At 65.3% G+C, this 26,482-nt stretch carries 31 protein-coding genes; 3 read left to right on the forward strand and 28 right to left on the reverse strand.

Features of this window, described 5'->3' with window-relative positions; genetic code table 11:
• The 5 genes from RJ527_08655 to RJ527_08675 form a co-directional block, all read right to left on the reverse strand.
• A complete protein-coding gene (locus tag RJ527_08655) occupies positions 1 to 480 on the reverse strand; it encodes a gamma-glutamylcyclotransferase family protein (GenBank protein WND77800.1) in 480 nt (159 codons plus the stop codon).
• 25 nt (positions 481 to 505) lie between these two features.
• Positions 506 to 1,030, reverse strand: a complete 525-nt coding sequence (infC, locus tag RJ527_08660; protein WND77801.1) for a translation initiation factor IF-3 — start codon at positions 1,028 to 1,030, stop codon at positions 506 to 508.
• Positions 1,031 to 1,153: 123 nt separating this feature from the next.
• Complete coding sequence (thrS, locus tag RJ527_08665) at positions 1,154 to 3,082, reverse strand: threonine--tRNA ligase (GenBank protein WND77802.1); 1,929 nt, start codon at positions 3,080 to 3,082, stop codon at positions 1,154 to 1,156.
• A gap of 79 nt (positions 3,083 to 3,161) precedes the next feature.
• Positions 3,162 to 4,163: a glycosyltransferase family 9 protein gene (locus RJ527_08670; GenBank protein ID WND77803.1), complete on the reverse strand. Its 1,002-nt coding sequence runs from the start codon at positions 4,161 to 4,163 to the stop codon at positions 3,162 to 3,164.
• On the reverse strand, positions 4,129 to 5,400 hold the full coding sequence (locus tag RJ527_08675; GenBank protein ID WND77804.1) for a glycosyltransferase family 4 protein: 1,272 nt from the start codon (positions 5,398 to 5,400) through the stop codon (positions 4,129 to 4,131). The genes RJ527_08670 and RJ527_08675 overlap by 35 nt, the downstream gene beginning before the upstream one ends.
• A 99-nt stretch (positions 5,401 to 5,499) precedes the next feature.
• Here RJ527_08675 and RJ527_08680 point away from each other — a divergent pair, with 99 nt between their 5' ends.
• Together RJ527_08680 and RJ527_08685 are read left to right on the forward strand one after the other, a co-directional pair.
• On the forward strand, positions 5,500 to 6,201 hold the full coding sequence (locus tag RJ527_08680) for an alpha/beta hydrolase (GenBank protein WND77805.1): 702 nt from the start codon (positions 5,500 to 5,502) through the stop codon (positions 6,199 to 6,201).
• A gap of 134 nt (positions 6,202 to 6,335) precedes the next feature.
• The gene (locus RJ527_08685; GenBank protein ID WND77806.1) at positions 6,336 to 6,755 is read left to right on the forward strand and encodes a hypothetical protein; all 420 of its coding nucleotides are present in this window, start codon (positions 6,336 to 6,338) and stop codon (positions 6,753 to 6,755) included.
• A 146-nt stretch (positions 6,756 to 6,901) separates the two neighbouring features.
• Here RJ527_08685 and RJ527_08690 read toward each other — a convergent pair whose 3' ends face one another.
• The 13 genes from RJ527_08690 to RJ527_08750 all read right to left on the reverse strand — a co-directional run bounded on the left by RJ527_08690 (position 6,902) and on the right by RJ527_08750 (position 16,236).
• Positions 6,902 to 7,132: a peptidoglycan-binding domain-containing protein gene (locus tag RJ527_08690; protein WND77807.1), complete on the reverse strand. Its 231-nt coding sequence runs from the start codon at positions 7,130 to 7,132 to the stop codon at positions 6,902 to 6,904.
• A 177-nt stretch (positions 7,133 to 7,309) separates the two neighbouring features.
• Positions 7,310 to 8,053, reverse strand: a complete 744-nt coding sequence (locus tag RJ527_08695) for a hypothetical protein (protein ID WND77808.1) — start codon at positions 8,051 to 8,053, stop codon at positions 7,310 to 7,312.
• Positions 8,050 to 8,364 (reverse strand): hypothetical protein, encoded by a 315-nt coding sequence (locus RJ527_08700; protein WND77809.1) that lies wholly within the window; start codon positions 8,362 to 8,364, stop codon positions 8,050 to 8,052. The genes RJ527_08695 and RJ527_08700 overlap by 4 nt, the downstream gene beginning before the upstream one ends.
• The gene (locus tag RJ527_08705) at positions 8,364 to 9,971 is read right to left on the reverse strand and encodes a portal protein (GenBank protein WND77810.1); all 1,608 of its coding nucleotides are present in this window, start codon (positions 9,969 to 9,971) and stop codon (positions 8,364 to 8,366) included. The genes RJ527_08700 and RJ527_08705 overlap by 1 nt, the downstream gene beginning before the upstream one ends.
• Before the next feature lie 2 nt (positions 9,972 to 9,973).
• Positions 9,974 to 10,198 (reverse strand): hypothetical protein, encoded by a 225-nt coding sequence (locus tag RJ527_08710; protein ID WND77811.1) that lies wholly within the window; start codon positions 10,196 to 10,198, stop codon positions 9,974 to 9,976.
• A 53-nt stretch (positions 10,199 to 10,251) separates the two neighbouring features.
• A complete protein-coding gene (locus tag RJ527_08715) occupies positions 10,252 to 10,479 on the reverse strand; it encodes a hypothetical protein (GenBank protein WND77812.1) in 228 nt (75 codons plus the stop codon).
• 52 nt (positions 10,480 to 10,531) lie between these two features.
• Complete coding sequence (locus RJ527_08720) at positions 10,532 to 11,011, reverse strand: hypothetical protein (GenBank protein ID WND77813.1); 480 nt, start codon at positions 11,009 to 11,011, stop codon at positions 10,532 to 10,534.
• Positions 11,012 to 11,043: 32 nt separating this feature from the next.
• A complete protein-coding gene (locus tag RJ527_08725) occupies positions 11,044 to 12,945 on the reverse strand; it encodes a hypothetical protein (GenBank protein ID WND77814.1) in 1,902 nt (633 codons plus the stop codon).
• Positions 12,945 to 13,514 carry a hypothetical protein gene (locus tag RJ527_08730; GenBank protein WND77815.1) on the reverse strand — a complete coding sequence of 190 codons (570 nt, stop codon included), beginning with the start codon at positions 13,512 to 13,514 and terminating at the stop codon, positions 12,945 to 12,947. Before RJ527_08730 ends, RJ527_08725 begins: the two co-directional genes overlap by 1 nt.
• A 98-nt stretch (positions 13,515 to 13,612) precedes the next feature.
• Positions 13,613 to 13,882 carry a hypothetical protein gene (locus tag RJ527_08735; protein ID WND77816.1) on the reverse strand — a complete coding sequence of 90 codons (270 nt, stop codon included), beginning with the start codon at positions 13,880 to 13,882 and terminating at the stop codon, positions 13,613 to 13,615.
• Positions 13,883 to 13,891: 9 nt separating this feature from the next.
• Positions 13,892 to 14,710 carry a phage capsid protein gene (locus RJ527_08740; GenBank protein WND77817.1) on the reverse strand — a complete coding sequence of 273 codons (819 nt, stop codon included), beginning with the start codon at positions 14,708 to 14,710 and terminating at the stop codon, positions 13,892 to 13,894.
• Positions 14,711 to 14,922: 212 nt separating this feature from the next.
• The gene (locus RJ527_08745; GenBank protein ID WND77818.1) at positions 14,923 to 15,288 is read right to left on the reverse strand and encodes a hypothetical protein; all 366 of its coding nucleotides are present in this window, start codon (positions 15,286 to 15,288) and stop codon (positions 14,923 to 14,925) included.
• 90 nt (positions 15,289 to 15,378) lie between these two features.
• Positions 15,379 to 16,236: a hypothetical protein gene (locus tag RJ527_08750; GenBank protein WND77819.1), complete on the reverse strand. Its 858-nt coding sequence runs from the start codon at positions 16,234 to 16,236 to the stop codon at positions 15,379 to 15,381.
• Between the two features lie 215 nt (positions 16,237 to 16,451).
• On the opposite strand from RJ527_08750, the gene RJ527_08755 reads away from it, so the two are divergent.
• A complete protein-coding gene (locus RJ527_08755; protein WND77820.1) occupies positions 16,452 to 18,299 on the forward strand; it encodes an MBL fold metallo-hydrolase in 1,848 nt (615 codons plus the stop codon).
• Positions 18,300 to 18,312: 13 nt separating this feature from the next.
• On the opposite strand, the gene RJ527_08760 is transcribed toward RJ527_08755, so the two are convergent.
• The 10 genes from RJ527_08760 to RJ527_08805 all read right to left on the reverse strand — a co-directional run bounded on the left by RJ527_08760 (position 18,313) and on the right by RJ527_08805 (position 26,478).
• Entirely contained in the window at positions 18,313 to 18,708 is a 396-nt protein-coding gene (locus tag RJ527_08760; GenBank protein WND77821.1) for a hypothetical protein, read from the reverse strand.
• Positions 18,709 to 18,837: 129 nt separating this feature from the next.
• Positions 18,838 to 20,361, reverse strand: a complete 1,524-nt coding sequence (terL, locus tag RJ527_08765; protein WND77822.1) for a phage terminase large subunit — start codon at positions 20,359 to 20,361, stop codon at positions 18,838 to 18,840.
• A gap of 9 nt (positions 20,362 to 20,370) precedes the next feature.
• On the reverse strand, positions 20,371 to 20,955 hold the full coding sequence (locus tag RJ527_08770) for a hypothetical protein (GenBank protein ID WND77823.1): 585 nt from the start codon (positions 20,953 to 20,955) through the stop codon (positions 20,371 to 20,373).
• Positions 20,948 to 22,363, reverse strand: coding sequence for an SPASM domain-containing protein (locus tag RJ527_08775; protein ID WND77824.1), 1,416 nt, complete (start codon positions 22,361 to 22,363; stop codon positions 20,948 to 20,950). Before RJ527_08775 ends, RJ527_08770 begins: the two co-directional genes overlap by 8 nt.
• On the reverse strand, positions 22,360 to 23,055 hold the full coding sequence (locus RJ527_08780) for a hypothetical protein (protein WND77825.1): 696 nt from the start codon (positions 23,053 to 23,055) through the stop codon (positions 22,360 to 22,362). Before RJ527_08780 ends, RJ527_08775 begins: the two co-directional genes overlap by 4 nt.
• A complete protein-coding gene (locus RJ527_08785) occupies positions 23,049 to 23,753 on the reverse strand; it encodes a CDP-alcohol phosphatidyltransferase family protein (GenBank protein WND77826.1) in 705 nt (234 codons plus the stop codon). The genes RJ527_08780 and RJ527_08785 overlap by 7 nt, the downstream gene beginning before the upstream one ends.
• A complete protein-coding gene (locus RJ527_08790; protein ID WND77827.1) occupies positions 23,719 to 24,852 on the reverse strand; it encodes a hypothetical protein in 1,134 nt (377 codons plus the stop codon). Before RJ527_08790 ends, RJ527_08785 begins: the two co-directional genes overlap by 35 nt.
• Before the next feature lie 80 nt (positions 24,853 to 24,932).
• Positions 24,933 to 25,337, reverse strand: coding sequence for a hypothetical protein (locus RJ527_08795; GenBank protein ID WND77828.1), 405 nt, complete (start codon positions 25,335 to 25,337; stop codon positions 24,933 to 24,935).
• On the reverse strand, positions 25,321 to 26,040 hold the full coding sequence (locus RJ527_08800; GenBank protein WND77829.1) for a hypothetical protein: 720 nt from the start codon (positions 26,038 to 26,040) through the stop codon (positions 25,321 to 25,323). The genes RJ527_08795 and RJ527_08800 overlap by 17 nt, the downstream gene beginning before the upstream one ends.
• 51 nt (positions 26,041 to 26,091) lie before the next feature.
• Complete coding sequence (locus RJ527_08805) at positions 26,092 to 26,478, reverse strand: 3TM-type holin (GenBank protein WND77830.1); 387 nt, start codon at positions 26,476 to 26,478, stop codon at positions 26,092 to 26,094.
• Positions 26,479 to 26,482 lie beyond the last annotated feature (4 nt).

Genomic DNA, 26,482 nt, shown 5'->3' on the forward strand with positions numbered 1-26,482 from the left:
TCAGGCGCGGCGTGACCGCCGCATTCGGGCGGCCCAATCGGTTTCAATCCGCCGCAGCGCCCCCGCCGGGATGGCCGTCATGTCGGCGGGGGCTGATTTGAGGGCGAGGGCCTTGTGGCGCTTCCGCCAGGCGTCGAGGGACCAGTCGCGGGCGCTTAGCCGGATGTCCGCCACGAGCAGGAATATCCAGGCGTCGCGGAGCGTGCCGTCCTCGGCCGTCACGGTTAGGGAAAAAGCATCGTACTGTTCGCCTTCATAGGCGCTTGCCCGCGCCGCCATGGCCGGGCTGACGCCCTCGGCCAGCAGGCCGGAAACGTCGGCGCCCCTAGCGGGCGTGACGGCGGGGTAGTCGTGTCCCGCGACGATGCGGCGGCGGTAGCCGGCGAGCACGGCCGGACGCAGCGATCCGCAGGGGCCGCCGAGAACGGCGGCCCGCAGGTCGGGATCCATCAGGGTTCCGTAGAAGAAGAAGGACAGCACGGGCCGGCCCCTTCCTTCGGGAAGATTACCGGGGGGCGATCACCATGGTCATGAGGCGGCCTTCGGTCTTGGGAAACTGTTCGACCTTGGCCAGTTCGTCCACTTCGACGCGGACGCGGTCCAACACCTTCATACCCAGGTCCTGGTGCGCCATTTCGCGGCCCCGGAAACGGATGGTCATCTTGACCTTGTCGCCGTTGTCCAGGAACTTGCGCACGGCCTTCATCTTGGTCTGATAATCGTGCTCGTCGATGCCCGGGCGCATCTTGATCTCTTTGACCTCGATGACCTTTTGCTTCTTGCGGGCTTCGTTGGCCTTCTTCTGGGCTTCGTACTTGAACTTGCCGTAGTCCAGAATCTTGCACACGGGCGGATCGGCGTTGGGCGAGACCTCGACCAGGTCAAGGCCCACCTCGCCTGCCATTTCGATGGCTTCCTTGGTGGAAATCACGCCGACCATTTCACCGTCGGCGTCAACCAGCCGCACTTGGGCGACATCAATATCTTCGTTAATCCGCGGGCCGTCCTTGGACGGCGGCGTCTGTTGCATGGGGCGGCGTGCTATTGCCTTGCTCCTCAGTCGGTTTCAACAATTCGGGTGGTTGCGGTCAAACCACCCCGTTCCGGCAGAACGCGAACGCTGGTCGTTGTTTATGATTTTTAGGGGGGCGGCTTATCGGCCGGCCCCGGCGCCCAACGGTCCTGCCGCTTCGGCCACTAATGTATCTATCGCCAGTTCCAGCGCAAGGATTTCTTGATCCTTGCCGCCCAGACGGCGAATGGCGACCGTGCCGGCTTCGGCCTCCTTGGCGCCCACAACCATGATCACCGGCACCTTGGCGTGGCTGTGTTCGCGGATCTTGTAGTTGATTTTTTCGTTTCGGGTATCAATTTCAACGCGTAAACCCGCCTTCCGGCAGGCCTTGGCGACCTGGGCGGCATAAGCATCGGATTCATTGGTGATCGTCGCCACGGTGATCTGATGGGGCGCCAGCCAGAGCGGGAAACGCCCGGCATAGTTCTCGATCAGGATGCCGATGAAGCGTTCGAACGAACCCAGAATGGCCCGGTGCAGCATCACGGGGCGGTGTTTGGCGCCGTCCTCGGCGATGTAATGGGCGTCCAGGCGTTCCGGCAGCACGAAATCGACCTGCAGGGTGCCGCATTGCCAGTCGCGGCCGATGGCGTCGCGCAGCACGAATTCCAGCTTGGGCCCGTAGAACGCCCCCTCGCCCGGGTTGAGGATGGGGTCGTGCCCGGCCGCCTTGGTCGCGTCCAACAGGGCCTTTTCCGCGCGGTCCCAGGTCTCGTCCGACCCGGCGCGCACGTCCGGGCGGTCGGAGAACTTGATGACGAAGTCGTCGAAGCCGAAGTCCTTGTAGACGGAGGACAGCAGGTCGATGAAAATCTTGGTCTCGGCCTCGATCTGGTCGGGGCGGCAGAAGATATGGGCGTCGTCCTGGGTGAAGGCGCGCACGCGCATCAGGCCGTGGAGTGCTCCTGACGGCTCGTTGCGGTGGCACGATCCGAATTCGGCCATGCGCAGCGGCAGGTCGCGGTAGCTGGTGATGCCCTGTTTGAAGATCTGCACGTGGCAGGGGCAGTTCATCGGCTTGATGGCCAGCAGTTTGTCCTCGGACTCGGAGATGAACATGTTCTCGCGGAACTTCTCCCAATGGCCCGAGGCCTCCCACAGGGCGCGGTCGACCAGCTGCGGGGTGTTGACCTCGACATAGCCGGCGTCTTCCAGGCGGGCGCGCATGTAATTCTGGCACAGGCGGTAGAGCGTCCAGCCCTTGGGGTGCCAGAAGGCGGAGCCGGGGGCCTCTTCCTGGATGTGGAACAGGTCCATCTCGCGGCCGAGGCGCCGGTGGTCGCGCTTTTCCGCTTCCTCCAGCATGTGCAGGTGGGCGTTCAGGTCTTTTTCGTTGAACCAGCAGGTGCCGTACACGCGCTGCAGCATCTCGTTGCGGTGGTCGCCCCGCCAATAGGCGCCGGCCAGCTTCATCAGCTTGAAGGCATGGCCGACCCGGCCCGTCGACGGCAGGTGCGGCCCTCGGCACAGGTCCAGCCACTCGCCCTGACGGTAGATGCCGATGTCCTCACCCTCGGGCAGGTCCTCGATGATCTGCGCCTTGTACTTCTCGCCGATCTCCAAAAAATGACGGATCGCGTCGTGGCGGCTCCAGACTTCGCGGACGAAGGGGGAATCGCGGTCGACGATCTCGTGCATCTTGGCTTCCATCTTCTCCAGATCGTCGGAGGAAAACGGCTCGTCCCGCGCGAAGTCATAATAAAAGCCGTTTTCGATGGTCGGGCCGATGGTCACTTGCGTTCCGGGATACAGCTCCTGCACGGCCTCGGCCAGCACATGGGCGCAGTCGTGGCGCAACAGGTCGAGGGCGTCTTCGTCCTTCGCCGTGACGATGGCCAGGTTGGCATCGGTTTCGATGGTCGTCGCCAGATCCTTCAACTCGCCGTCGATGCGCACGGCCAGCGCGGCCTTGGCCAGGCCGGGGCCGATGTCGGCGGCGACCTCAAGACCCGTGACCGGGCCGTCGAATTGGCGGACGCTGCCGTCCGGAAGGGTAATGGCAACCATGATGATGCTCAGGCCGTTTGAAAAAGGGATCGGATAAGGGGGGGAATGTAGGGCGTGGCCCCGGCGTGTCAAGCGTGTGTCACGGTGCGGGGTCGGGAAGGGGGAGGGCCGGCAGGACCTTGAGGACGTCTTCCAGGGTCAGGTCGGAAAGCCGCGCCTCGCGCAGGATCGTCACCTGGGCTCCCCGCTGGGCGCACAGCGCCGGGTCGCTGGCGTGGGAATAGAGCACCACCGTGGGCGCCCCGGCGAGGGCCGCCACATGCATGGGGCCCGTGTCGTTGCCGACGGCAAGTGCCGCCCGCCGGGCCAGGGCGGCTAGGTCCAGCAAGGATGTTTCACCGCATAAGCTTCGGGCTCCGGGGGCGGCGGCCAGGATGGCGTCGTGCAGGGCCCGTTCGTCGGCCCCGCCGATCAGCAGGGGCGTAATGCCCTGGCCTGATAGATGGCGGGCAAGGGCGGCAAAGCGGTCGGCGGGCCAGCGCTTGGCCGGGCGATGGGCGGCGCCGCCGGGGACGATCAGGGCGAAGGCGTCGGGCAGGGCGAAGCGAGACAGGTCCGTTTCGGCGAAGGACAGGTCGGGCGCGGGCACCGACGGGATGCCCGCCATGGCGAGCTGGTCCGCCTGGCGTTCGACCGTATGCATGCGGTCGCGCTCCGGGTTGGCGTGGGGGTGGGAACAGCCGCGCGCAATGCCCGACCATTCCGGTCTGGTCCTGGCCGGGAACAGGCGGAAATAGAACGAGGATCGGTCCGAGGTCTGCAAATCGTAGACCCGCGTATACCCACCCTGGATCAGGCCGCGGCGCAGGGCGCACAGGGCGCCCAACTGATGCCATTTCATGCGCGGCTGGGCGATGACGCGGTCGAACAGGCCGGTGGCCGAGGCGAGGTCTTCGAAGGGGGGGGTGGTCAAAAGGTCGATGCGCTGGCCTGCATGATGGTCGCGGATCGCCCGCATGGGGCCCAGCGCCTGAACGAAATCGCCGAGCGCGCCCAGCTTGATGACCAGGATATTGCCGGAAGAGGAAAGGGGCGCGGCCATGGCGTCAGGCAGACGGGCGGATGCCCAGAACCTCGTCATAGACGTCCAACGTCTTGGCGCACATGGTGGCTTTGGAGAAGTTGTCGCGCACGTTGGCGATGGCCTTGCCGGCGAGGGTGCTGCGCTGGGCGCTGTCGAGAGAGAGGACCTTTTCGATGGCGGCGGCCAAGGCGTCCGGGTCGCCCGGCGGCACCAGCCAGCCGGTTTCGCCGGGGATCACGGTTTCCTTGGCGCCGCCGTGGTCCGTCGCGATCACCGGCCGGCCCAGGGCCTGGGCTTCGGCGATCACGCGGCCGAAGGCTTCCGGGTCGGTCGAGGCGGAAATCACCACGTCCGTCAGCATGTAGGCCGCCGGCATATCGTCACAATGATCGACAAGGCGCACGACCTCGTTCAGGTTTCGGTCGGCGATCATGGATTCCAGTTCGGCGCGGTAGTCCTCGCGTCCCTGATCGCCGCCGACCAACAGGCAGCGGATGTCGCGGCGTTTCAGCCTGCTGAGCGCGTCGATGACCACCGGCTGGCCTTTCCACCGGGTCAGGCGCCCGGGCAGCATGATCACCGGCATGCCGTCAGGCAGCATCCAGTCGGTTGCCAGATTGACGACCCGCTGGGCCGTAACCTTGGCCGGGTCGAAGCGCTCCAGATCGACGCCCCGGTGGATTACGCGGATCTTGTTGGACGGCACGCCGTACAGTTGGCGGATGTGCCCCGCGATGAACTGGCTGATGGCGATCACCCGCTCACCCCGGGTCATGATGGAATTGTAGACCCGCTTCAGATGGTTGCCCGCCCCGTAGGTCCCGTGGAAGGTGGTGACGAAATGGGCTCCGGTGCGCTTGGCCGCCGCCCGCGCACTCCACGCGGGGGCGCGTGACCGGGCATGGACGATATCGACCTTTTCAGCACGGATGACCTGGGCCAGGCGGTCGACGTTGCGCCACATGGTGACCGGGTTCTTGGAATCCATCGGCAGATCGACGTGCTCCGCGCCGACGCGGGCCAGATCGTGGACCAACGGCCCGCCCGCCGATGCGACCAGGGCACGGCCGCCGGCCTGCACCACCGCACCCGCGATTTCAACGGTGCCGCGCTCGACCCCGCCGGCCGCACCCATCGCCGGCAGGACCTGTAGCACGGTCGCCAGGCGGCCTTCGCCCGTCACGCCTTGGACGGCCATTCCCTGGGCGGCCATTCCTTGGGCGGCCATTCCTTGGGCGGATTGGGCGCGTTCGCTTTCGCCGCCGCCGGTGGTATGGTCCGGCATCTTGTTCATGGATGGAAACCGATCATGTCTTCAGGCCCAGACGTTGCACCCGACACTCCGCCGCAATTCCTGGAATGTGGTGACGGCAGGACTATTGCCTACCATCAAATGGCTGGCAAGTCTCCCGGCGTCGTCTTCCTGACCGGGTTCAAATCCGACATGACGGGGGGCAAGGCCCTCGCGTTGGAGGCCTATTGCCGCGCCAGCGGCCGGGCTTTCCTGCGTTTTGACTATACCGGACACGGGCAGTCTTCCGGGGTTTTCGAGGAGGGTTCCATCGGCCAATGGGCCGACGACGCGGTCACGGCGCTCGATAAACTGACCACGGGAGACCAGGTCCTGGTCGGCTCGTCCATGGGCGGCTGGATCATGCTTTTGGCGGCCCTGGCGCGAAAACCGCGAATCCGGGGCCTGCTGGGCCTCGCCGCGGCACCCGACTTCACCCGCGATCTGCTGTGGGACGCCTTCACCGACGACCAGAAGGCGCAGATGGATCGCGACGGATTTGTCGAGCTGCCCAATTGTTATGATGACCAGGCGCCCTACCGCATCTGCAAGCCGCTGATCGACGACGGCTGGAAGCGCCTTCTACTGGACAACCCGATCGATCTGGACATCCCCGTGCGCCTGATTCACGGGCTTTTGGACGCGGACGTGCCGTGGCGGACGAGCCTGCGGATTCAAGAGCAACTCACGTCGGACGATGTCGAGGTGCAATTGATAAAGAACGGTGGCCACCGCCTGTCGGAAGATCACGACCTGGACCGCATGACGCGGACGCTGGACGCATTGTTGGCGGCAATGGGATGAAATTTTCGGTCTTCCGTCAGCATCCGGTGGAGGCTGCCCATATCGCCGCGTCGTTCTGCGGTTGGTTTGAAAAGGCTGTGGACTGTCCTGGCTCCTGTACGGGATAGTTGTCATTCCCTGTCCAAGTGTGCGTGATGATGACAGACGATCAATCCGACGATCCGCCCAACTCAATAACCTTTGGTCCTCACGAGGGACGGGAACTGGAGTTGATGCTGTCAGGACAGAAGCCCCTGGCGCTTTTTTTCGACACCTTGCCTGAGAGTGGCGTAATTCCGGACAAAGACTTTGATGCCTTCGTGCGGTCGGGCGCGTTTGTCATGGACCAGCGAATTGTTCGCCCGATTGACGGTAAAAAAAACATGCCTCCGACGCGGGTTGTACTCTATGCAATTCCAAGCGAGGCTTGGCGTATCCAGGAAGCCCTCGCCATCCTTGAGCCGGTGTTCGCTCTGACGCGGCCGCCGTCCGAGGAAGATGACGTGACCTTAGGCCGCCTTCTTGGCTACGCTGAAGAAGACATCGCCAACTTCCTCGGGCAAGGGCATCCTTGATCGAATTGGCTTCGATCATCAGGAGTTCAATTTCAGGTAACACCACCAGCAGTATGGGCCGTAGGCGCCGCCATGGGGTGCGCCGCAGTTGATGCAGCGATAAATGGGTGATTTGGCGGCAACACCTAACTCTCCAAGCGTGCGGTTCAATTCCCGTCGGGCTTCACCACGCCATCGACCTGAAGCCGAGTGACCTCTTGAAAGCGTCTTATTGCGTTGAAAAGTGGTTCGTCACCATACGGCGTCACTTCGTCGCTCAGGCCCTGATAAAGCCCGATGTCACGCATCGCTTTCTTGATATTGAGAATGTCATCGAAATCGGTGTTGTAGGTGGAGCCGACTGTTTTTCGAAGCGACAGCGGTTTGAATGTCGTCATTGATCTTCCGTTAAGTTTGAAATGACGGAATCCAGCGCGTAGGTCAGGAGCGTGTACACCGAGTCAGTTCCCGTCCGTGTGAAATGAAAAAACCGGGGCGCCGGCGCCTGAAGGGAGCACAGGCCGCCGGCGCCCCGTCCCGAGAGGGAGGGGGAGCGGCGCGCGAGGGGATCGCGCTCACCCCTCGTCGGGATACAGGTCCTCGAAGCCGCGCCGGACTTCGGCGGCGAAGGATGTGTCGTGGTCCCGCCAGTAGCGGGGATCCTGCATCATGTGGCGCAGTTGCGATTCCGACCGGCCGGCCGGCGCGGGCTGGGCGCCTGAAACCAGTTGCGGCTCGCCGTCCTGCATCATCCGGTGCAGGGTCAGCACGCCGTCGTAGGAATTGCACAGCGCTTCGAACACCGGGGTCGGCAGGTTGGCCTGGCCCCAGGCGTCGATCTGCGCCGCCGCCGTCTGCCAGCGGTCGGCGCCGCCGAAATGGTCGGTCAGGCAGCGGCGCTGTTCGCCCTGCACCGTTTCGGCGGCCAGATCGCGGACCAAGGGGGCGAGCTTTTCCGCCGCCAGGTCATAGACAAGCTGCGCCTGGGCCTGGGTGAAGCCCGCGTCCATCAGCCGCGCGTTGACCTCCGCGTCAGCGGTCAGGCCCTCCATGGCGGGCTCGATCCGATAGCCTGACGGGTCATCGGGTACGGTATCGCCGGCGGCGGCCCCCAGACGCCGTTCCAGGGCGGCGTAGGAGCGGGCCAGATCCTCGACCCGCACTTGACCTGCCTCCGCATCCCAGAACTTGGGCGGCAGGTAGTCTGGCGCCGTCGCCGCCATCTCCGCTGTAGGGGGCTGGGCGTTGTCGCCGTCCATGGGCGGGGGCGCTACGTCCGGTGCGTCCGGCATCGCGGACAGGGTTTGAGGATCGGTCATGCATCGTCTCCTTTCGAGGCGGGGGAAGCGTCCGGGCCGGCGCGACCCAGGTCGATGAGATGGGACAGGTGGCGAACCAGATGGCGCTGCCCTTCGAGGTGGCGGAGGGTTGCGTCGGTCGCGTCGGGGCCGAGGGCCCGGTCCAGGGTCAGCGCCTTAAGATAAGACAGCAGTGCCGCGCCATCGGTGCTGCGAAAACAGCGGGCCGCCAGCCGTGCGGCGCGGTCGCCGTCGGTCGCTCCGGCATTAGCGGTGGCGGACTGGAAAAAATCTTCGGGCCGCCAGGGCCATTCGGTTTCCGGGCCGGTCATCAAGCGGACCCTACTGGTGGGGTGGGCGGCAGGGCCGCCCCCAGGGCAGACGCGAGCGCGGCGAGCCCGCCGCCCCCGTCACCGCCGTCCACTGGCGGCGGATCGCCGGCCGGCGGTGAGGGTGCCGCTGCCGGGCCGCCGTCGGCCGCTTTCAAGACTTTTGACGGCACGCCGAAGGCGGCGGCGAGAGCTTGCGCCGCTTGAGGGACATCGACGATGGCCAGTGCTTGCGGTCCTAAACGCGCCAGAGCGTCGAGGAACGCCAGGGTCGCCTGTACGTCCTGCTGCGCCTGATGGCGGGCGAGCGGTGATTTGTACTCCAGGTCGATGATCTGGCCGTCGATGCGCAGCGCGGGCACCTCGCCCCGGCGGATCAAAATCGACAACCCGCGCGTGACCAGCGGAGTGAGTAGTTCCGACTGTAGCCGCCCATAGGTCGCGCCTAACAGACGGGAAATTTCGGCGACCCGCTCCAGAACCTCCGTCGCGGTCATGCGCGGCCCCTCGATCTGACCGAGGCGGTCGGCCAGGAGGGCGCGGCGGATGCCCGCCCGCAAATCTTGCAACACGACCTGGGACAGGTCGAACCGGCCGGGGGCCTCCAACGGTTTCAGGCCGGCCGAGCCCACGGCCTTGGGGATGATGGTGCCCGGCGTCAGGCGGATGTTGGCGGGGTTCAGCACGCCGTCGTCGTCAGCCTGCCAGATGCCGGTGACGGCGATGGATGCGTTCTTCAGGACCAGTTCGACAACCTTGTTGGCGGTCTTGATGTCGGGCAGGGTCTTCATCACCGGCGAGCGGCCGTAGATCTCGCCGGGCGCCTTGAGCCAGCGGAAATTGATGAAGGGCGAACGCTCGAACCGCCCGGTCTTGAGCACCGTCACAGACTGATCGCCCGTCGTGCCGTCGCCGGGATCGATCAGCGCCATGTACTCGAAGCCGCCCTTGGCGGGGATCAGGGCTTCGAGGATGTCCGCCGACGGCTCCTGCCCGTCGCCCGGCTTGCGGGCCTTCAGGGCGTCGGGCAGCCTGGCCTTGGGAAACCGCTCGACGATCTGCGCGCGGGTCAGGCGGCTGGTGCGGAAGGTCGTGTCGAGGCGGCCGGAGGCGTCTTCCTCGAAGGCGACCTGGCTCAGCGGCACGGCGGTGAACCGGAAGGCCGAGGGTTCGCCCGGCGGGGCGGCTTCGAACATCAGGCTCGCCGTGCCCGCCGTGACCAGGTCCAAATAGCATTGATGCATTTCAACGGCGAAGTTGGAGCGGTCGAAATGGGATTGCAGGATTTGCGCCGCCGTTTCCAGTTCCTGGGACAGGCCGGCGCGCCGCGCGTCGTCGACCTTCGTGCCCGGCATCAGGCCGAACCACCGCGCCCAGGGTGGCGTGAGTTGCGCCAGCAGGCTGGCGGCCAGTTGATCGACGGCATCGGGTGCGGTGCCGTCAAACAGTCGGTCGGTCTTGCGGCTGGCCCCCTGGGTGCGGCCCAGGGCTGTTTCCCGCTGCGGCAGGGCGAAATCGAAACATTCCTGCCACAGAGGCTCCCAGGTCGCGCGTCGGTCGCGGGCCCGCCGGTATCGCGCCATCACGGCTTCGGTCGTGGTTTCCGTCATGGTCATTCTCCCAGTTTTGTCTTGGCGCCGGAGGCAGGGGCTCCGGCGCCGTCCGGCCGCTCGTCCAGCAGGCCGCGGCGCGATGTGGTGATCAGGCCCGCGCGGCCGCGGCGCTGACGCTCCAGGCGCTCCAGGCGGCGTTCGCGATCGCTTTCTTCCGGGTCCGGCGGCGGCGGTGGCGGTGGTGGGGCGGGCGGCAATTTGGGCGAACTGAAGATTCCTCCCATGGCGGGGGCTCCTTTCCTTAGCGTTTTGGTGAACGGGCCGAGCGGTGCGCGGGTTAGATGCTGTCCGGATCGGCGGTCGCGACGGCGTCCTCCGCCGCCTGGATCAGGCGGGCGAGATCGTCCGTGTCGCTGGCCGATGGCCCGGGCCCTTCGGCCCAGGCGATCAGCTTCGCCCCGGCATCAAGATGGGCCAGCGCCGCCTTGCAGGCGGCCTGGTGGCCGGCGAAGCCCTTGGCGTCATCGGGGGCGGGCTGGGCGGCGAAGGCGGCGTAGTCGGTCATCGCCTTGCGCATCAGCCTGGGCAGACGGCTTCTGACCGCTCGCCGGATGGCGTCAATGGACTGTCGGTTTTTTGGATTTGTCATCGAACAGCGAGGGCATCTGTCTGATTCCGCCCGCCACGATGCCGCGGAACCCGTCGAACAGGGTTTCGCGCGGCGCGCTGAGCAGGCTTGAGCGCTGGGCGGCGGCGGCCGAGTTGATGCCATCGATGCGCAGCTTGTTCAGGTTGCCTGTGTCGGCGATGGCTTCGTCGACCTGGCGGGCCAGGCCGGACAAAAGGCTCGAAGCCGATCCGCTGCTGGCGTTGATGCCGCTGCCGGCGAAGCGCGCGCGCTGCGCGGCCTGAGTCTGACGGAGTTGTTCACGCCGCTTTTTGGTTTCGATCTCCTGCTGTTGGTTGATTTGCGCGACCTGCTGACGACGCTGGGTTTCGACCTGTGCGGCCTGTTGTTTCGCGGCGGCCTGTTTCTGCACTGCGGACAGGCCCGTGCTGATGGCGGTGGACAAGGCCAAGGTGGCGAATTCTGCCATGAAGTGGATCTCCTTGAGTTTGCGGGGAAGGATCAACCATTGACGTTCACTTCTTCGGTCACGGACAGCAGCGTGAAGGGCAGGGGCGTGTCCTGCTCGATCCGCCACAGGGATTGTGTCCCGTCTCGTCGCCAGCCGAAGGCGCGCATCGTCCGGTCCCCCGAAAAGGAGATGGGGGGCGCATCCAGAAGGTCGTTGCCGAATTCGCGGAACGGGACATCGACAAACCCGCGTCCGGTGTCCAGGCGCAGCGCCGATGCATCCTTCAGGCGGTAGGTCGCGGCGACCATGCGCAGGCGTCCGCCCTGGTTGGATCCCTGCAGGCCGTTGACCGCCGGCGGTAACGGTTCGATGACGTGGGTGTAGCCGAGGCCAACCGTCACTTCCACCGCCTCCACGCTCAGGGTGATCTGTCCGCCGGTGACCACGGCGTCGCTTTGAAGGGAGCCGTCGGCGAGGACTTTCACCGCACGGCCTTCCAAATGATCCAGACCGGACCATTCGGCCTTGGGCACGACATCCGTCATGTGCAGGCCGCAATCGACCTGAAGTCCATCGTCGAAAGCTTCGATGAAGTGCCCATCCGTACGCTCCACCAAAAGATATACGGTGTCGCCCACGGCGCAGACGGAGCGGAAGGCGCCCTGGGTGTCGGATAGGGTCCAGCCGGTGATTTCCTCGGCACGGTAAAGGGTCAGGGTGCCGATGGTGCCGTTGGCCATGACCAGGTGCAGGTTGCGGCGGCGGGCGTCGAAATCCTGATCCACGGGATCATGGACCAGGTGTTCGGCGACGGTCGCCAGGTCGCGTGACTGATAGGCCTGCTCCACATCCGTGAACAGGAATTCACGCAACTCGCGCCCTGTACGCGGCACGAACAAGGTTGCGCCATCGACGTTGCGCGGCGGCACGAACCTGACCACGGGTGATCCGATGCGGGTCTGGCGGCGGATCTGCACGGACGCCGGCGTCAGGGGATCGCCCGTGACCATCCATTCCGCGCCCGAGGTGAAGACCTGTAGGTGGCGGCCCGAGAACACCGCGGAACAAGCATTGACCTGATCGGACAACAGAGCGAACTCGATGGCCTCGTCGTCCAGACCCTCGCCCAGATCGAAGTTGAACAGGTCCGCCGATTTGGACATCCAAATCTGGTTCGGCAGGTCGCGCGACCCGCCGATCACCGTACGGTCCTGGTGGAAGGTCACGGTTGCCGGATGGCCGCGCACGGGCGAGAACGATTGTTCTTCCCAATCCTTGGTGGCGGCAGTACTGGCAAGGGTCTCCTTCACCGTCGCCGTGGCCGAGGTGGCGGAGGCGACGGCGGTGATCTCTATCTCCTTGTCGGCGATACGGAACCGTGTGCCCACATGACCCGCGTCGAATACGTCGGCCGACGCGGTCACGGTGATTGTGCCCGTGGTCGCGCTGGCGGACAGCGTCACGTCCGCCGCCGCGAACTTGTGGTGCGGTTGGTGGATGCGGTTGTTCGCTTCGGCGAAGGTCCAATCCGCAATCTGCCAGTCCGCATGCGATGTGCGGGTGATCTTCTTAGGTGCTGTGTCCGGATGGACGAGCAACAAAGTATCGGCGCTCTGCACCCAAGCCAACTTGGTGACCTGTGCTTCGCTCCAGGGGGCGGCGATGGTCGCGGTCTTGATGCCGTCCGTATAGACGTCGATTTGGAGATGGGAAAAGCACAGCAGGTAGGTCTGCTCCGTATTGAACTCGAACGCGATCAGTCGTCCCGGCCCCGGCGCCATGCCGACAAAGCGGGTGCCGGCGCGGCGGGCGACGCCGCCGGTCGGCTGGATCACGACGTTGCGCAGCTTCAACGCCCCATTGGCGTAGGATCGCAGGTCGCTGCGTCCGAGCAGTCGGGCCGAAACCTCGCCGGCGGTGAAGTTGGATTTATGTGTCGTCAGGCGGGGCATCAGGCGCGCACCTCCACCAGGGAGAAGTCGTCGATGCGCCCCGGCGTTTCCTGCTGGGCGTCGATGGTCTTGGCGCGCTGGAATTCCTGGTCGGCCAGACGGTACAGGGCCTCCGCCCGCGAGGTGCTTTCCGTCAGCGGAATGCAGAACTCGGCGGCCAGGCGCGTGATCAGGGCCTGGTCGAAGAACGGGGGAAAGTCGATCTCGGCCGGGCGGAAGATGAAGGTCATGACTACGTCGTCCGTGTTGGCGTGCAGGCGCCGCTCGGCGATGCGGTATTCCAGGCCGTGCCCGCGGGCGTTGCCGCCGGCCGACAGGGCACGCAGGAAATTGGCCGGCAACTGGAACGCCTTGGCGTAATCGGCGACGGGTTCCGCCGCCAGGACCGGGAGGCGCTGCTGCGCCGTTGCGAAACTCCAGGGATGGGCGGACAAGAGGGCGTCGCGCACGGAAGGATACAGGTTGGCCGCGATCTCGGCCTCCGCCGTGCCTTCATCGAACGAGGTGATGGTGGTGCCGCCCAGTTTCAGCAACGCGCGGGAACAAAGAGCGATCTGACTTAACGCCATGACGGTGTCTCCGGTGATCGGTCGGGAGGGGTGCACGCGCAAAGGGGCGTCCCGGCGAATGCCGGAACGCCCCCAAGGTGCGATGAGACGGCGGCGGACTAGTCGGTGTCCGTTCCGCCCACGGCGGTCAGGTCATCGACGTCGACCGTGCCGCCCGCATTGGCGCTGATCAGGAACAGGCCGGCGCCCGGCGTGCCGTCAGTGTCGACATTGGCCACCAGGATGTCGCCTGTCCGCAGCATGTGGGACGCGTCGTTGAAGTATCCGGCGCTGTCCACGGTGGCGGCGGCGTCAACCGTGGTGTAGTGCCACAGGGTGAAGCCGTTGGCGTAGCTGAGAACGCTCAGGTCTTTCGAAACGAATGCCATGGTCGCCTCCTAGCTTTCCAGGCAGCGCAGGGACACCACGCCCGACGGATCGATCAGGCAGGCCCCCTGGCTCATCATGTTGTTGACGAAGTTGGACGCGCGGTCGCCGTGCCAGGTGATGTCGGTCTTCACATCCTTGCCGACGGCGTGGCCGACGGCGCTTTTGTGGTACCAGTAACAGAACCGAACGCCGGTCGTTTTGGTCAGGCCCGAATGGGGAATCCACAGGGTGCCCAGCCAGCGTTTGGCCTGGATGCCGCGCCACGGCAGGTCGTCGGAACCGACGAAGTCCATGTCCGAAAATTCGGGGATCTTCAAAAGATCGGTCCACTGTTTCCAGCCGATGACCGCGAAACGGTCACCGTCGTCGGGGACGTCGGCATCGCCCAGCATTTCGAAGGCGGTCAGCACCTTCGTCTTGGTCAGGCCGTCGGCCCCGTCGCCGGAATAGTTGGTGGACGTGTCCAACTGCGCGACGATCAGTTCGTCCGTCTTGCGGCCCAGCGCGTTGGCGCCGGCCCGGGCGATGATCTGGCGTTCGTTGATGTTGGTCTTGATCTCGTCAAGTTCGTCCACCCAGTCGCCGGCGTAATAGTCCTGCAGCTGGCATTCAACGGGTGTGTGATCCAGGTTCATGACCGGGACCATGCCGTGGCGGGCCTTGGTCGAGGCCGTGCCCTTGCCGACCTTCTGGAAGGTGGTGGACGAGCCCTGGATGTCGTTCTTGGACCGCACCGTGTTGCGCAGCTTGGAGCCGACGCGCTGGTATTCCAGGTGCACGTCCGTCTGGAAGTGCTTGATGAAGGATTGTGCGATATGTGTCGACATGCGTGTTCTCCGGAAATCCGGACTCCTTTGTCGTGTCGCGTTGCGGGGAGGGACGCCGGTCCAGGCGGTTGTGGCGGCGCCTGAACGGGCCCGCCGCCGCGGGGGCGTCGAGATAAATCCGGGCCCTCGGCGCGCCGAAATGCGGCGCGGCCCCTGGGTTGTCCGGGTTGGGGATTGGGGAATGGTGTGGGTAGGCGGATCTTGCCCGAAGGTTACTTCATGTAGTCCGCGCAAGCTTCACGGAACAGGTTCAAAAAGACGGCGACGACGGGTTCTCCGGGCGAAGCTTGGCGCGTGAAATCATTCACCGCCGGGTAAAAGCGAAAGATGGTGTTTATTTCTGCGGCCTTGAGGCATTTCGAAACGGCCGCGCCGATGGCATCTTTGGGGCGGATGTAGCTGATGGCATCCGCCAGTCCTTCAAGGTAAGTCGCCTGGGCGTCGCCTGGATATTTTTCGAGGTAGGTTTCGCGATCCACGAATTGGAAAGCCTCGAACCGGTCTTGTGCGCCGGCCAGGCCGCTGGTCGCGGCGGCGCCGAGAATTATGCCAATGATGAGTGAAATAACGATTTTCATATCGGGCTCCCGACGGCCTCTTGCGGAGGAGAATTCGGGGAAACTGTACCATGGGGCCCCCTGCTTTGCAGCCGGGAGACGAGATGAAAATCATCCCATTGGCTTGCCGCCGCGCATGCGCGTCAGGATCGCGCGAATCTCTTCGTCCCAGGCCGCGACGTCCTGTCGCAGGGCGTGCAGTTCGTCTTGTAGCCTTCGTGTTTCGGCCTCGGCTTGATCGCGTTCGGCCAATGCCGCGGCCAAGCCGGGGGACCCGACACGTCCCCGTTTCATTGCCAGAACAGCGACAAGTTGAATGCCGGCCTTGGCGGCCTCCCGTCCAATTCGGTCCCAGGCCTCGTTGACGGCGTTCTTAGCCTTTTGAAATTCGGCTTCCTTGTCCATCGCTCGGTCGACCGCGGCCCGTCGGTTGCGGCTTGCGGCGTCAAGCTCGGCCTGTAATCGGTCCGGACTGGAAGGTGCGGACTGTGCGCTCGAATCACCTTCCTTCTTCGGGTCATTCACGGCGTCGCCGTCCTTGGGTTCGGCAGGCCATTGGCCGCCGGGAGCGTCGCCTGTGGCTGTTGTGCGAATAGTGTCCCTCGGCTCCCTGTTTGCCAGCGTCTCAAGGCTCTTTGCGGCGACCGCTTCAAATTCCTTATCCGTGGAGGATTCGAACCAGTTTGCGGCAAGGTCGTTGAAAAGGTCGCGCTCTCTTTCTTCAAGACGGCTGCCCTGTCGGCGCAGACGTTCAGAAAAGGCATCCTGGTCGACCAATCCCCGCGTTTTCAAAGCGCTTTCCAGAAGATCGGCTTTGTGTTTCTCGATTTTGAATCCCTGGATATCGGCGTTGCCGGACCGGTCACGTGGAAACCGGCCTGGGCCGGTCGCCGCGACATGCCTGAATTCCCCTGCGGCGTTGAATGGGTCTAACCGCCAAGTTGGCGTGTTGGGGAGGGGTGGGCGCATGGTCATTGTCCTTTGATCGCAGGTTTCCGCGCTGGCGGGGCAAATCGGCCCGCCTTGCAGACAAAATGGGACGAAGGTCGATTTTCCCGGTATTCACAAGCCCTTGGCGCGGTTTAGAAAAATCTTCTATTGTTGGGGCTGGGAAGACATAAGAAACCGATTGTGCTCTAGAGGAAGGCCACTTGAACCAAATCCAACGACAGGGGTTGCCATAAGTGCGTTCAGAAGTGGTGTTCCGAGACGGAACGCGGTCCTGGCTGATCTTCGGCCAAGACAGCGGCAAGCCGCCCGATCTGGTTGATTCCAACCAGGTCGTCGTGCGCGCGGGCAATGAGGCCGTGCTCATCGATCCGGGTGGCGTCGAGATATTCCCCGCCGTGTTCGATGCCGTCGAACGCGAGGTGCCGCTTGTCGACATCAAACATGTCATCCTGACCCATGAAGATCCGGACGCGGGATCGTCGCTGCCGCTGTGGCGCGAGGTCTGCGTCGACGAACTGAAGGTCCATGTCCCCTGGCTGTGGCTGGGCTATGTCACCCATTACGACCGCGAGGCCGATTTCGTCGCCGTGCCCGACGAGGGCATGGAAATCCGCTTCGGCGAGGGCGGCCGGCTGCAACTGATCCCCGCCCACTACCTGCATTCGCCGGGCAATTTCTCGGTCTTCGATCCCGTCGCCAAGGTGCTGTTCTCGGGCGACATCGGCGGCGCCCTGGTGCCGCCCGATGACCGCGACGGATTCACGGTTCGCGATTTCGACCGCCATGTTCAGTACCTGACCGGATTCCACCAGCGCTGGATGGGCTCGCCCGCCGCGCGCGACGACTGGATCCGCCGCGTGCGCGCCCTGGGCCCCGAAATCATCGTGCCGCAGCGCGGCCTGGTGTTCACCGGCGCCAACGTGGACCGGTTCCTCAACTGGTTCGAGACCCTGGAAATCGGCATTGCCGTCAAGGGCGGCACGCCGCAGCGACTGGCGGCGCCGCCGGCCGCCGCTTCGGAGACGGCGGCGGAGCCGAGCGGACAGAGCGCGCTGCCTCCGTCCCCGGCGCCCGAGGCGAAGAAGGCCGCGATGCCGATCGAATCGCCCATCATGGGGGCCGGAAAGCCGCTTGCCCGGGCGCTGAAGGAAAGCGGCCGCCAGTTCCGCCTGATCACCCGCAGCGATTTCGACGGCCTGGTCTGCGCCGTGCTGTTCGAGGAGATGGAACTGATCGACGACATCCTGTTCGTCCATCCGCGCCAGATGCAGTACGGCGAGGTCGACCTCACCGACAACGACATCTCGACCAACGTGCCGTTCGACGAGCGGGTCTATCTCGCCTTCGATCACCATCTGAGCGAGATGGAGCGCGTCGGCGGCAAGAAGGACAACCACGTCATTGACCCGACGGCGCCATCGGCGGCCCGCGTGGTCTACAATTACTTCGGCGGGGAAGAAGGCTTCCCCTACGTGTCGGGCGAACTGATGGACGCCGTCGATCAGGCGGACTCCGCGCAGTATGAAATGGAGGACGTGCTCAACCCCCAGGGCTGGGCGCTTCTCAACTTCATCATGGACCCGCGCACGGGGCTGGGCCGCTTCCGCGGGTTCCGCATTCCCAACTACGAACTGATGATGGGCCTGATCGAGGACTGCCGGAACTTCACCATTGAGGAAATTCTCGAACTTCCCGACGTCAAGGAACGCATCGACCTGTACAATGAACACCGGCCCAAGTTCGAGGACCAGCTCCGGCGCTGCACCACCATGCACGGCAAGCTCGCGGTCATCGACATGCGCAAGGAAACGGATATCTATTGCGGCAACCGATTCCTGATCTACGCCCTGTTCCCGGAATGCAACATCTCCATGCATGTGGTCATGGGCAAGCAGGACAGGAACACCGTGTTCGCCGTCGGTAAGTCGATCTTCGATCGGTCCTCGCCAGTCAATGTGGGCGAACTCATGTTGCGTTTCGGCGGCGGCGGCCACCGCGCGGCGGGTACCTGTCAGGCGGACAATCCGATCGCCGAGGAAACCATGGCGGAACTGATCCACCGGATATCGACGGCCACGTAACCCTCCTTACGCTCTAGGACGCCAGACGCCCCGCCATCGGTCCGGTCAACAGATACCAAGCCATGATGCCGATCCCGCCCATCAAGGTCAGGAGGGCCGCGAACAGGCCCCGGATCAGGCCGGAACGCAGTGCGGCGAATCCCTCCAGCACTTGCACCTGGTTTTCCGTGATGCGGTCCTGGGTCTGGTCGACCCGGTCGTGCAGGCGCGTGCGGGCATCGCGGGTCTGGGCCATGAAGGCGCGCAGTTCCTGACCCATGCGGTCGAACGACTGGGCTGCTTCGCGCGACCGCTCCACGCATTGTCGCTCATGGGCGATGATGGCCTGGCGGGCGAGGCTCGCCTCGCGCAGGGCTTCGTTGGCGGTATGCAGGGCCGGAGTGTCGGCGGTGTCGACGGTAGAAGGCATACGGGTCACTCCCCAATCTTGTGCCGGACCGGCAGCAATCCGTGGGGGCGATCTGATTGTGCGCCCCGTCCATGCCGCCGGTCTCGGGCAGGTCAGATTCCGGGTTGTCGCCGGGTCGATAAAGGGATGTCACAAAGTGAAGTCGGTTTTTGCCGTGAAGGTGCCGCCGCCCCGCCAGTTGGGCTTGCGGCGGGACAGGCCGTTGGCGGGCGGGACGCCACGGCCCAGGCGCACCGGCTCCGCCAGCAGGCAGCCGGCGACCGCGTCCAAGCCATCGTCCCGGCAAATTGCGCCGGGTGTCCATTCGCGCATTTCGCGGATGAACGGAGTTCGCCAGACGTTGTCGTGGGCATGCAGGCGCCCGGCCGCCAGTACGGCGTCGAAGGCATCCAGGATGCGCAGGTCCTTGGCGCGATGACTGGTCGCTTCAATCACCGCTGCCTCGACACCGGCGGCCCCCAGGGCGCGGCGCAACAGGCCAGGCAGGAATCGGCCGATGCCGTTGGTCTCCAGCGTTACCGAGGGCAGGTGGTTGTCGCGTAAAAATTCGGCGACCTGCCGGCACTGTTGCGAAGCCTCGTCCAGGTCGACATCACTTGATCCTGCCGCCGCACGGCCTGCCTCATCCGGGTCATGTTCCAGGTATCGGATGGCATGCAGGTAATGGGTGCCGCCCTGATCCGTGAACAGGGCAGCGACCACGCTGGCGTCGCCGGCTCCCGGTGCGCCGTAAGCCGGATCCCACCAGCATGAGGCAGAGACCAGGCGTTTGCCGCCGAGGGTCAGGACGCCTGTGCCGTTGCGCTCCGCATAGTCCAGCGGATGGGCGTAGGCGACCAGACGGTTTGGATCGAGGCGGCTGTCCAGGATATTGACGGGCTCCAACAGCATTTGGCTGCGAAACTTGTTGGGGCCGCTGCGTTCGCGGATCGCGTCGATGCGGGCAGTGGGAAAGCGTTCCGGCCAGCGTGATCCTCCGCCGGGGCCCAGCAACGGCATCTCAAGCCTTTCGAACCCGGAAAGGAACGGCTTGCAGTCCTCCGCGCCTGCCCGGGCTTGGGCCGCGTAGATGGTATCGTAAGCATGGGGTGTGCCAACATAAAGTTGCAGGCCGCCCGGCACCAAGACGTATTCGATTTCGGCCAAGCGTGCGCGCAGGTCGGCGCGCTTGGGCGCCGTGTCGCAGGTGTTGGGCACCTCGACATCGTCGCAAATCACCACGTCGGCGCGCGACCCGGTCAGGTTGGCGCCGATACCGCGGGCCAGCATGGACGGGTCGCGCAGTTCGGCCCGGCGGTTGACCGTGAACTGTTCCGAGGCCCATTGGTCGGCCCGCGTGGGCTTCAGGCCCCGTGTCAGCGGGTGGCGCTCGATGATGCGTTTGACGTTGCGCACCATCTTGCGCGCCAGCGCCAGGTCCGCCGCCAGCACCATGATTCGCAGGTCCGGGTCGCGCCACAGCATCCAGGCGCTGAATAGGCCGACCAGGGTCGACTTGCCCGAATTGCGGAACGCCATCAGCAGCAGTTCCCGCCGGCCCCCGGTCCACTCGTCCTCCAGCCAGTTGGCCATGCGGATGTGGAGGTCCGGCGTCTCCAGCCCCTGCAGGTTGTTCCACAGGGCGGTGAAGACGGCGAAGGTGACCGGCGGCATGGGGTCTCCCTAGGGGCGTGTCGGTTGCGGAGCGGGTCCGAACGTGAAGTTGACGGGCAAGGAAACCCGCGCCGCGACGGGCCCGAAATTCGGCGTCGAACAATGGCGCAGGCGGCCGTCCATGAAGATCATCCGGCCCGGCGGCGTTTCCACCCGGTGGCAGCGCTGTGGGTCGGTGCCGTCCTGAATGATCAGGTCGCCGCCGTCGCCCTTGACCGAATAGACGGCGACGACGGGGGTCTCCGCATGGTCGTGCCAGGGAACGCCCTCGTTGGGCTTGTAATGGTTGCACCAGGACCGGTGACGAAAGGGCGCGCCGACAAACTCGGGACGCCATCGCCCGACATAGACCGCCAACGCGGCGTAGAGCCGCTCCGCCAGCGCGCCCAGTCCCGGCGGCAGGGGGGTGCGGTCGAACAGGCATTGGGTCGCCCGGCGGTTCAGGATGTTGTCGCCGTGGATGCTGTCCGGTGTCACCTCGGCGGTGCGCATTTCCGCCAGGATCAGGTCGTTCATGGCGGCGATGCGCCCGCCGGCGAAATCGAACGCCATGACGCCCGGGAGCGGTTCCGACCGCTGAACGAGGTCACGCATGGACCGCCTGCGCCCGGTCCGAAGGCGCCAGGCGGATGATCTCCGCCGAGGTGATGCCCGGCCGGCGGATGATGCCGCCGGCTGGGGCCTCGATCCGGGTCAGGGTCATGCCGGTCAGGTAATGCAGGGCCGCGGCCATCATCGCCGTGTTGTAGGTGAAGCTGATGTCGCAGGCGGCCTGCCAGTACTTTCCTTCCAGGAACATGCAGGACCCCTTGCACAACTGCACGACGGGGCAGTTCCGGCACTCGTCGCGGGTCTGGTGGTGATGCGCCGTGTCCAGGCGCACGGCAGCCAGGTCGCGGACATTGCCCAGGTTGTGATGGGGATCATCGGCGGACACGTTGTGGCAGGTCGTGACCTCGCCCATCAGGTTGACGGCGATGGTATCCTCGCGGTCCATGCCGCATTTCTGGCCGAGGGCGGCGAGCGGCCGCTTCTTGCCGAGCGAGTCTAGGAAGTCCTCGATCTTGCCGCGCACGGAATTGCAGCCGGGCACGGTCAGGCCGTTGGCGGCCTCGGCGAACAGGGTGTGCAGGGCCGCCCGGTGGTCTGCCTCGCCCTGCGGCGTGCAGGCCAGGGCGTCGTCGTCATAGGGCAGCAGGATTTCTTCCGTGTTGGAAGAAATCGACCCCGGCGGCACGGCCAGCTTGTCCTCGATATGGCGGCGCACGGCGGCGAGGGAATAATTCCACCGCGTCAGCACCGTGCCGAACCCCAGACCGAAGGCCGGTCCATTGCCGGAAGGTCCGTCCGTGTCGCCTAGTTGGCCCGCCGCCGTCATCAACCGGCGGATCAGTCGGCATTTTTCCGGATCGTCCAGAATGTCTTCCGGGTTGCGGTACTTCTGGGCCGGGCCGTCGTGGCTGATCTGCACGCCCACCTTCTGGGCGATCAGCCAATCGGCTTTTTCATCGTCGAGCAGCGAGCCGTTGGTGATCACGTTAAACCGCGCCTTGGGATAGCGCCGCCGCAGTTCCTCGCCGAGAATCTTCAGCTTGGCCCAGTAGACGAAAGGCTCGCCGCCCCAGAACTCGATGCGCAGATCGCGGCCGCCGTCCTTGGCCGCGCCGCCGGCCACGAACCAGCTGTCCAGGGTGCGAAGAAACAGCTTCGCGTCCTCCACCGCACCGCCGAGAAAGGTGTTCCAGCTCGCCTGGTTGCAATAGGCGCAGGCGTAATTGCATTTGAACCCCATCTGGATTTTCAGGGTGCGGATATTGGCCTTGCGCCCGGGGTTGTCCGGCGATACGCGCTGCGGCACGGACCAGGAAACGGGCTCACCGGTCGTGAAGGCCGGATGAACGATCCGCTCGCCGCTGTCTTCCCGGGTCAGGGTCGAGGTTGCAGGGTCGTAGAGCAGGTGGAGCGTGGTGTCGCCCTGCATGGTCAATCGATAGGCCATCATCCGAACTCCCATCCTTCGGGCATTGGCGACGGAACGGAGAAGCACCCGAGATCCGGATTGGCTGTGCCGTCGGCCAGGGTCTGCCGTGCATCGCAGTAGTCGACGCCGTTGTCCGCCGCCGTGTGGTCGAAGGCGCCGGTGAACCCAAGCGGCCCCAGGCGGGCTTCGACGATCACGTTGTCACCGGTGAAGCCTTCGCTTCCGTCTCCGTCGGTTATGATCTTGACGGCGGGGACCAGGCCGAAGCCCGTGGTTGCGCAGATGTGATTGATGAAGTTGGAGATATAGACGAACTCCTTGTGCTGCCAATGGGGGTACTTGGCGGGTACGCGAAGGGGGGCGGGACAAAGGGCCGCCATCCAATCGACCTCCATCACCTGATACGGTGCGGGCGCCGGCGCGCCGTTGCACAGGGTGCTCAGATAGTGGACCACGCCGCCCTGCATGGCGTCTTCGTCCCAGGAAAGGGTTACGTCGCCCATTGGCGTAAACAGAATCCCGGTCAGGCGCGGCGCCAGATCCTCGCCGAAAATATTGCTGCCGGCAGCGCCGTCACCGGGCCGGTTGACGCCGTCCCGCTGGCGATACCAGGTGCGCAGGTGCAGGCGGTCCGCCGTCACCGTGCAGTCATGGACGAGGTTCTCGACCTCGGTCCCGGCAAGGGTCGAGATGCGTCGCGCGCGTTTCAGCATGTGCCTGCCTCGCTCGGAGAATGGTCGTCGTCGTGTTTCGGGGCGGCGGGGCTGACCCGCCGGAGGTAGCGCAGGGTGGCGGCCGCAAGCCAGAGGATCAGCACGGCGACGACACCCGTGTAGGCCCAAGCCCAGGCCTGAAGCCCAGCCCCGCCGGCGACTGCGAACAGCACGATCCAATAGTCGTTGCGGCAGACGTCGAGCGTCCATTTCACCCGGCGCATGGCGGGCCGCTGGCGCGGGGTCAAGAGCTTCTGTGGATTCCAGGGAACGATGTCCAGGCGCTGGCGCCTTGCCAGGCCCCAGCCGACACCCATCAGCGCCAGGCGCAGCAGGACCGCGGCGCCGGCGCCGGTCCAGGCCAGCGCCGTGTCGCCCTGACGCAGGCCGATGGCGACCATGACGAGGACCATGGTCACATAGCCGACGGCGATGTCGTAAAGACCGCCCAGATTGGTCGCGCGGCCGGTCGCCCGGGCCACATGGCCGTCGATCCAGTCGATCCAACGCGACGCGAAGATCAAGACCGCGCCGGTCATGGCGGAGGTCCAGTCCGCGCCCTGTGCGATGAACCCCAGGCCGACGAGCGCCAGAACCAGGCTTGCCGTGGTGATCCAGTTGGGATGCAGCCAAGCCAGCCGCGGGGCGACGGCCAGGGCTGTGTCACGATCCCAGTTGAGCAACCAGTCGCGGGTCATGGCGGGCCTCCTTTCGCAGGTAGCTTTGGAACGGAAAGGCGTAGTCGGGACCGGCGACGGCCCACAGGCCGCCATGGACTTCGTAGCTGCCGGACCCGTTGTGGCAGATCGGCTCGTAGAGCAGCAGGGTGCCGTCGTGATGGACGGGATCGATGCGCTCGACGGCAAGGAAGCTGTCCAGGCTTCCCCAGGCCAGCCGGTCGCCGATCACCATCTGTTTCGGGCGTTCGCTTTCAGGCGCGTATATGCCGTCTGCCGGTGGCTGATCGACACCGTGAATGTCGGCGAAGCGGGAAAGAGAGCCCGGTTCCTTCATGGCGGCGTACCAGCTTGCCGGGTCGGCGGCGACCCAGCCGCGGGTGAGCGACCACATGCGGTGGGCACCGGCGACGAAATAGCGGCCGTTGACGAGGAACGCGCTGTGCGGTCCGATCCGCCCGACGAACATGCGGTCGATCCGGTTGACCAGGCCGAAGGCGCCCTTGACCAGATCGCCCGGCTGCAGCAGTGCGATGTCGCGTTGGCTGCCGTCGGCCATGGTGACCGGCGTGCCGGCCGGGAAACAGCAGTCGCATTGGCAATCGCAGACACAGGCGCAGGCGCAGGCGCAATTGCAGTTGCAGTTGGCATAGCAGTTGTAGTTGTCGTCGCCGGCGCCACCCGTGCCCTGGCCGAAACCGGTGATACTGCGCTGGCGGACGACCGTCAGTTCGCTGTCGGACATTACGGCATAGGCCGTGCGCTGCGGCACGTTCCAATCGACGAGGGGCACATTGGTTGTCGATTGCCCGCCGGCGAAATCATAGCCCGTTGGGTTTCCGGGGTTGGCCTGATTCATGATCGTGCCGCCGTTGCGGTTGGTGGGCGTGCCGCCGATCCCGGGCCAAGTGTACCAAGCGCCGTCCGGCGGCATCCAGAAAGGATCGCCGGCACAGTTGCCGTTCTGCAGAAGCCCCGTGCAGTTTTCCACTCGAATGTCCACGCGCCGTTCGCGCTTAAACCCGTCGACCGGCCGCCGCGACGGCCCGATGCCGTGCAGGCGGTCGTGAGTCCTGACGCCGGGATCATCCATATGCGCCGTCTGTCGGTGCTGGCCCATGGTCAACCCGCCGTCGTTTGCCTGGGGTGCGGCCGGACTCGGTCCCAGACGGCGCGGCTCATCCCCGCCCCGCGTGCTCATCAGTAATCGACCCCGTCGGCCACCACGTGCACGGTCTTGTCCACGGTCAGGGTGGTGGTCATGGCGACGGCGAGGGTCTCGCCCGCGCCGAGGGTCAGGAACCGGCCCGGGTCGGCGGGGATGGACGGGATCACCGAAGGGTCCAGAAGGTCGACCGCCGGCGCCCCGTTCACGCGGCCCGAGTTGGTCGGCAACTGAAAGGTCGCGAGGATGCAGGACGTGGTGCCGTCGCTCTTCATCAAGGTGAGCGACGGCGTGGCGTCATCCGTCGACGCGGAGACCAGATGCACGCGGGCCCCGTTGGCGCCGGCGGTGAAGATGATTTGGGCCGTGGTGCCGTCGCCGTTGGTGATGATGGTGCATTGGGAATTCCGGGCGCCGAGATAATCAGGTGTCGTGGCCATGTCTGGGTCTCCTCAAAGGCCGAAGCTGAGCGCCGTCAGATGGGCGCCATGGGTGAGGGTCGGGTCGTAGTGGAGTGACCCGGAAGCGTTGACGGCGAGCACCGCCCCCGCGTCGCCGGCGTCCGGCGGCGCCACGCGCAGGAGAACCTGAGCGTGGCGCCGCCGGCGCGTCCGTGTCGTCGAGCAGTGTCGTGATAAAGGTCGTGGTAGGCAGACCGCCGATGGAGCCGGCGCCGGGCACGGGTTTGCCCTCGGCGTCGAAGGCGAGAAAGGTTCCGCCCCGCGCCGCGCGGTCCGGCAGGGTCAATACCGCGTCCGGGTCCGTCGGCGACAACTGCAGGGCGCGCCGCGTGTCGTCGGCGACCTGTTGGAGGGCGGCGGTCAGGAAATCCAATTCGTCGTTGATGACGCGCGCCCGGAAGGCTCCGGATTCTTGAAAGTCGGACTGTCTCGCGATGGTCAACCGGCGGCGCAGGGTAACAGCGACGCCCATGGTGGGCGCCGTGCCGAAGGTGACCTCGCCGCCCAGATCATGCCCGGCGCCGGAAACCTCATAGCCGGTCTCCTGTAGGGCGCCGTCGAGGTATACTTCCAGGTCGACGGCCTTGAATATGGGAAAGGGATAGGTAAACAGTGTCTGCACGCCGTCGGCAACGTAGCGCTTGCGCGGCGTGATATCGCCGATCTGGATGTGATCTGCCATGAGTATCTCCGGATTGTCAGCAGGGGTGGGGTGGTCAAGGACGGGGCCGTATTACGGCTGGTCCCGCCATACGCGGATTCCCTTTTCCACGGACCGGCCGACGACGTAGCCGCCGACGCCGATCTTTAGAAGCTCCCACATGTCCGGCGGCAGAGGCAGCATGGGCACGCCGAACCAGGGGTGAATGATGTAGTTGTTGGCGACGATGACGCCGAACAGGCACATCAGAAGGGGCCGCCAGTTGCGCTGCAACCAGCTGTCGCCTTGGGCTTCGGCGACGATGATCTGGGCCGCCGCCTCGATCTCCTTCATCTGGCCGGTCAGCACCATTTCCTGCAACCGCGCCTTGATGCGGGCGGCTTCGTCCTTGTCCTCGACCGCCTGGTCGATGACGTTGAACAGCCCGCCGATCACGGGCGCGATCAATGCGCTCAGCATGGCC

The organism is Thalassospiraceae bacterium LMO-SO8 (assembly GCA_031655335.1).
In the GTDB taxonomy this organism is placed as follows: domain Bacteria; phylum Pseudomonadota; class Alphaproteobacteria; order Rhodospirillales; family Casp-alpha2; genus UBA1479.

What these genes read in the sequence shown, in the direction of transcription:
- RJ527_08775 (WND77824.1), bottom strand. Translation starts at nt 22,363, where the DNA reads ATGATGGCCTATCGATTGACCATGCAGGGCGACACCACGCTCCACCTG.
- RJ527_08760 (WND77821.1), bottom strand. Translation starts at nt 18,708, where the DNA reads ATGCCTTCTACCGTCGACACCGCCGACACTCCGGCCCTGCATACCGCC.
- RJ527_08735 (WND77816.1), bottom strand. Translation starts at nt 13,882, where the DNA reads ATGGCATTCGTTTCGAAAGACCTGAGCGTTCTCAGCTACGCCAACGGC.
- RJ527_08740 (WND77817.1), bottom strand. Translation starts at nt 14,710, where the DNA reads ATGTCGACACATATCGCACAATCCTTCATCAAGCACTTCCAGACGGAC.
- RJ527_08780 (WND77825.1), bottom strand. Translation starts at nt 23,055, where the DNA reads ATGCTGAAACGCGCGCGACGCATCTCGACCCTTGCCGGGACCGAGGTC.
- RJ527_08670 (WND77803.1), bottom strand. Translation starts at nt 4,163, where the DNA reads ATGACGAGGTTCTGGGCATCCGCCCGTCTGCCTGACGCCATGGCCGCG.
- RJ527_08795 (WND77828.1), bottom strand. Translation starts at nt 25,337, where the DNA reads ATGGCCACGACACCTGATTATCTCGGCGCCCGGAATTCCCAATGCACC.
- RJ527_08720 (WND77813.1), bottom strand. Translation starts at nt 11,011, where the DNA reads ATGGCAGAATTCGCCACCTTGGCCTTGTCCACCGCCATCAGCACGGGC.
- RJ527_08725 (WND77814.1), bottom strand. Translation starts at nt 12,945, where the DNA reads ATGCCCCGCCTGACGACACATAAATCCAACTTCACCGCCGGCGAGGTT.
- RJ527_08730 (WND77815.1), bottom strand. Translation starts at nt 13,514, where the DNA reads ATGGCGTTAAGTCAGATCGCTCTTTGTTCCCGCGCGTTGCTGAAACTG.
- RJ527_08745 (WND77818.1), bottom strand. Translation starts at nt 15,288, where the DNA reads ATGAAAATCGTTATTTCACTCATCATTGGCATAATTCTCGGCGCCGCC.
- RJ527_08805 (WND77830.1), bottom strand. Translation starts at nt 26,478, where the DNA reads ATGCTGAGCGCATTGATCGCGCCCGTGATCGGCGGGCTGTTCAACGTC.
- terL (WND77822.1), bottom strand. Translation starts at nt 20,361, where the DNA reads ATGCCGCCGGTCACCTTCGCCGTCTTCACCGCCCTGTGGAACAACCTG.
- RJ527_08685 (WND77806.1), top strand. Translation starts at nt 6,336, where the DNA reads ATGATGACAGACGATCAATCCGACGATCCGCCCAACTCAATAACCTTT.
- RJ527_08715 (WND77812.1), bottom strand. Translation starts at nt 10,479, where the DNA reads ATGACCGACTACGCCGCCTTCGCCGCCCAGCCCGCCCCCGATGACGCC.
- thrS (WND77802.1), bottom strand. Translation starts at nt 3,082, where the DNA reads ATGGTTGCCATTACCCTTCCGGACGGCAGCGTCCGCCAATTCGACGGC.
- RJ527_08675 (WND77804.1), bottom strand. Translation starts at nt 5,400, where the DNA reads ATGAACAAGATGCCGGACCATACCACCGGCGGCGGCGAAAGCGAACGC.
- RJ527_08790 (WND77827.1), bottom strand. Translation starts at nt 24,852, where the DNA reads ATGGGCCAGCACCGACAGACGGCGCATATGGATGATCCCGGCGTCAGG.
- RJ527_08690 (WND77807.1), bottom strand. Translation starts at nt 7,132, where the DNA reads ATGACGACATTCAAACCGCTGTCGCTTCGAAAAACAGTCGGCTCCACC.
- RJ527_08700 (WND77809.1), bottom strand. Translation starts at nt 8,364, where the DNA reads ATGACCGGCCCGGAAACCGAATGGCCCTGGCGGCCCGAAGATTTTTTC.
- RJ527_08705 (WND77810.1), bottom strand. Translation starts at nt 9,971, where the DNA reads ATGACGGAAACCACGACCGAAGCCGTGATGGCGCGATACCGGCGGGCC.
- infC (WND77801.1), bottom strand. Translation starts at nt 1,030, where the DNA reads ATGCAACAGACGCCGCCGTCCAAGGACGGCCCGCGGATTAACGAAGAT.
- RJ527_08770 (WND77823.1), bottom strand. Translation starts at nt 20,955, where the DNA reads ATGCGTGACCTCGTTCAGCGGTCGGAACCGCTCCCGGGCGTCATGGCG.
- RJ527_08750 (WND77819.1), bottom strand. Translation starts at nt 16,236, where the DNA reads ATGCGCCCACCCCTCCCCAACACGCCAACTTGGCGGTTAGACCCATTC.
- RJ527_08710 (WND77811.1), bottom strand. Translation starts at nt 10,198, where the DNA reads ATGGGAGGAATCTTCAGTTCGCCCAAATTGCCGCCCGCCCCACCACCG.
- RJ527_08695 (WND77808.1), bottom strand. Translation starts at nt 8,053, where the DNA reads ATGACCGATCCTCAAACCCTGTCCGCGATGCCGGACGCACCGGACGTA.
- RJ527_08680 (WND77805.1), top strand. Translation starts at nt 5,500, where the DNA reads ATGGCTGGCAAGTCTCCCGGCGTCGTCTTCCTGACCGGGTTCAAATCC.
- RJ527_08785 (WND77826.1), bottom strand. Translation starts at nt 23,753, where the DNA reads ATGACCCGCGACTGGTTGCTCAACTGGGATCGTGACACAGCCCTGGCC.
- RJ527_08800 (WND77829.1), bottom strand. Translation starts at nt 26,040, where the DNA reads ATGGCAGATCACATCCAGATCGGCGATATCACGCCGCGCAAGCGCTAC.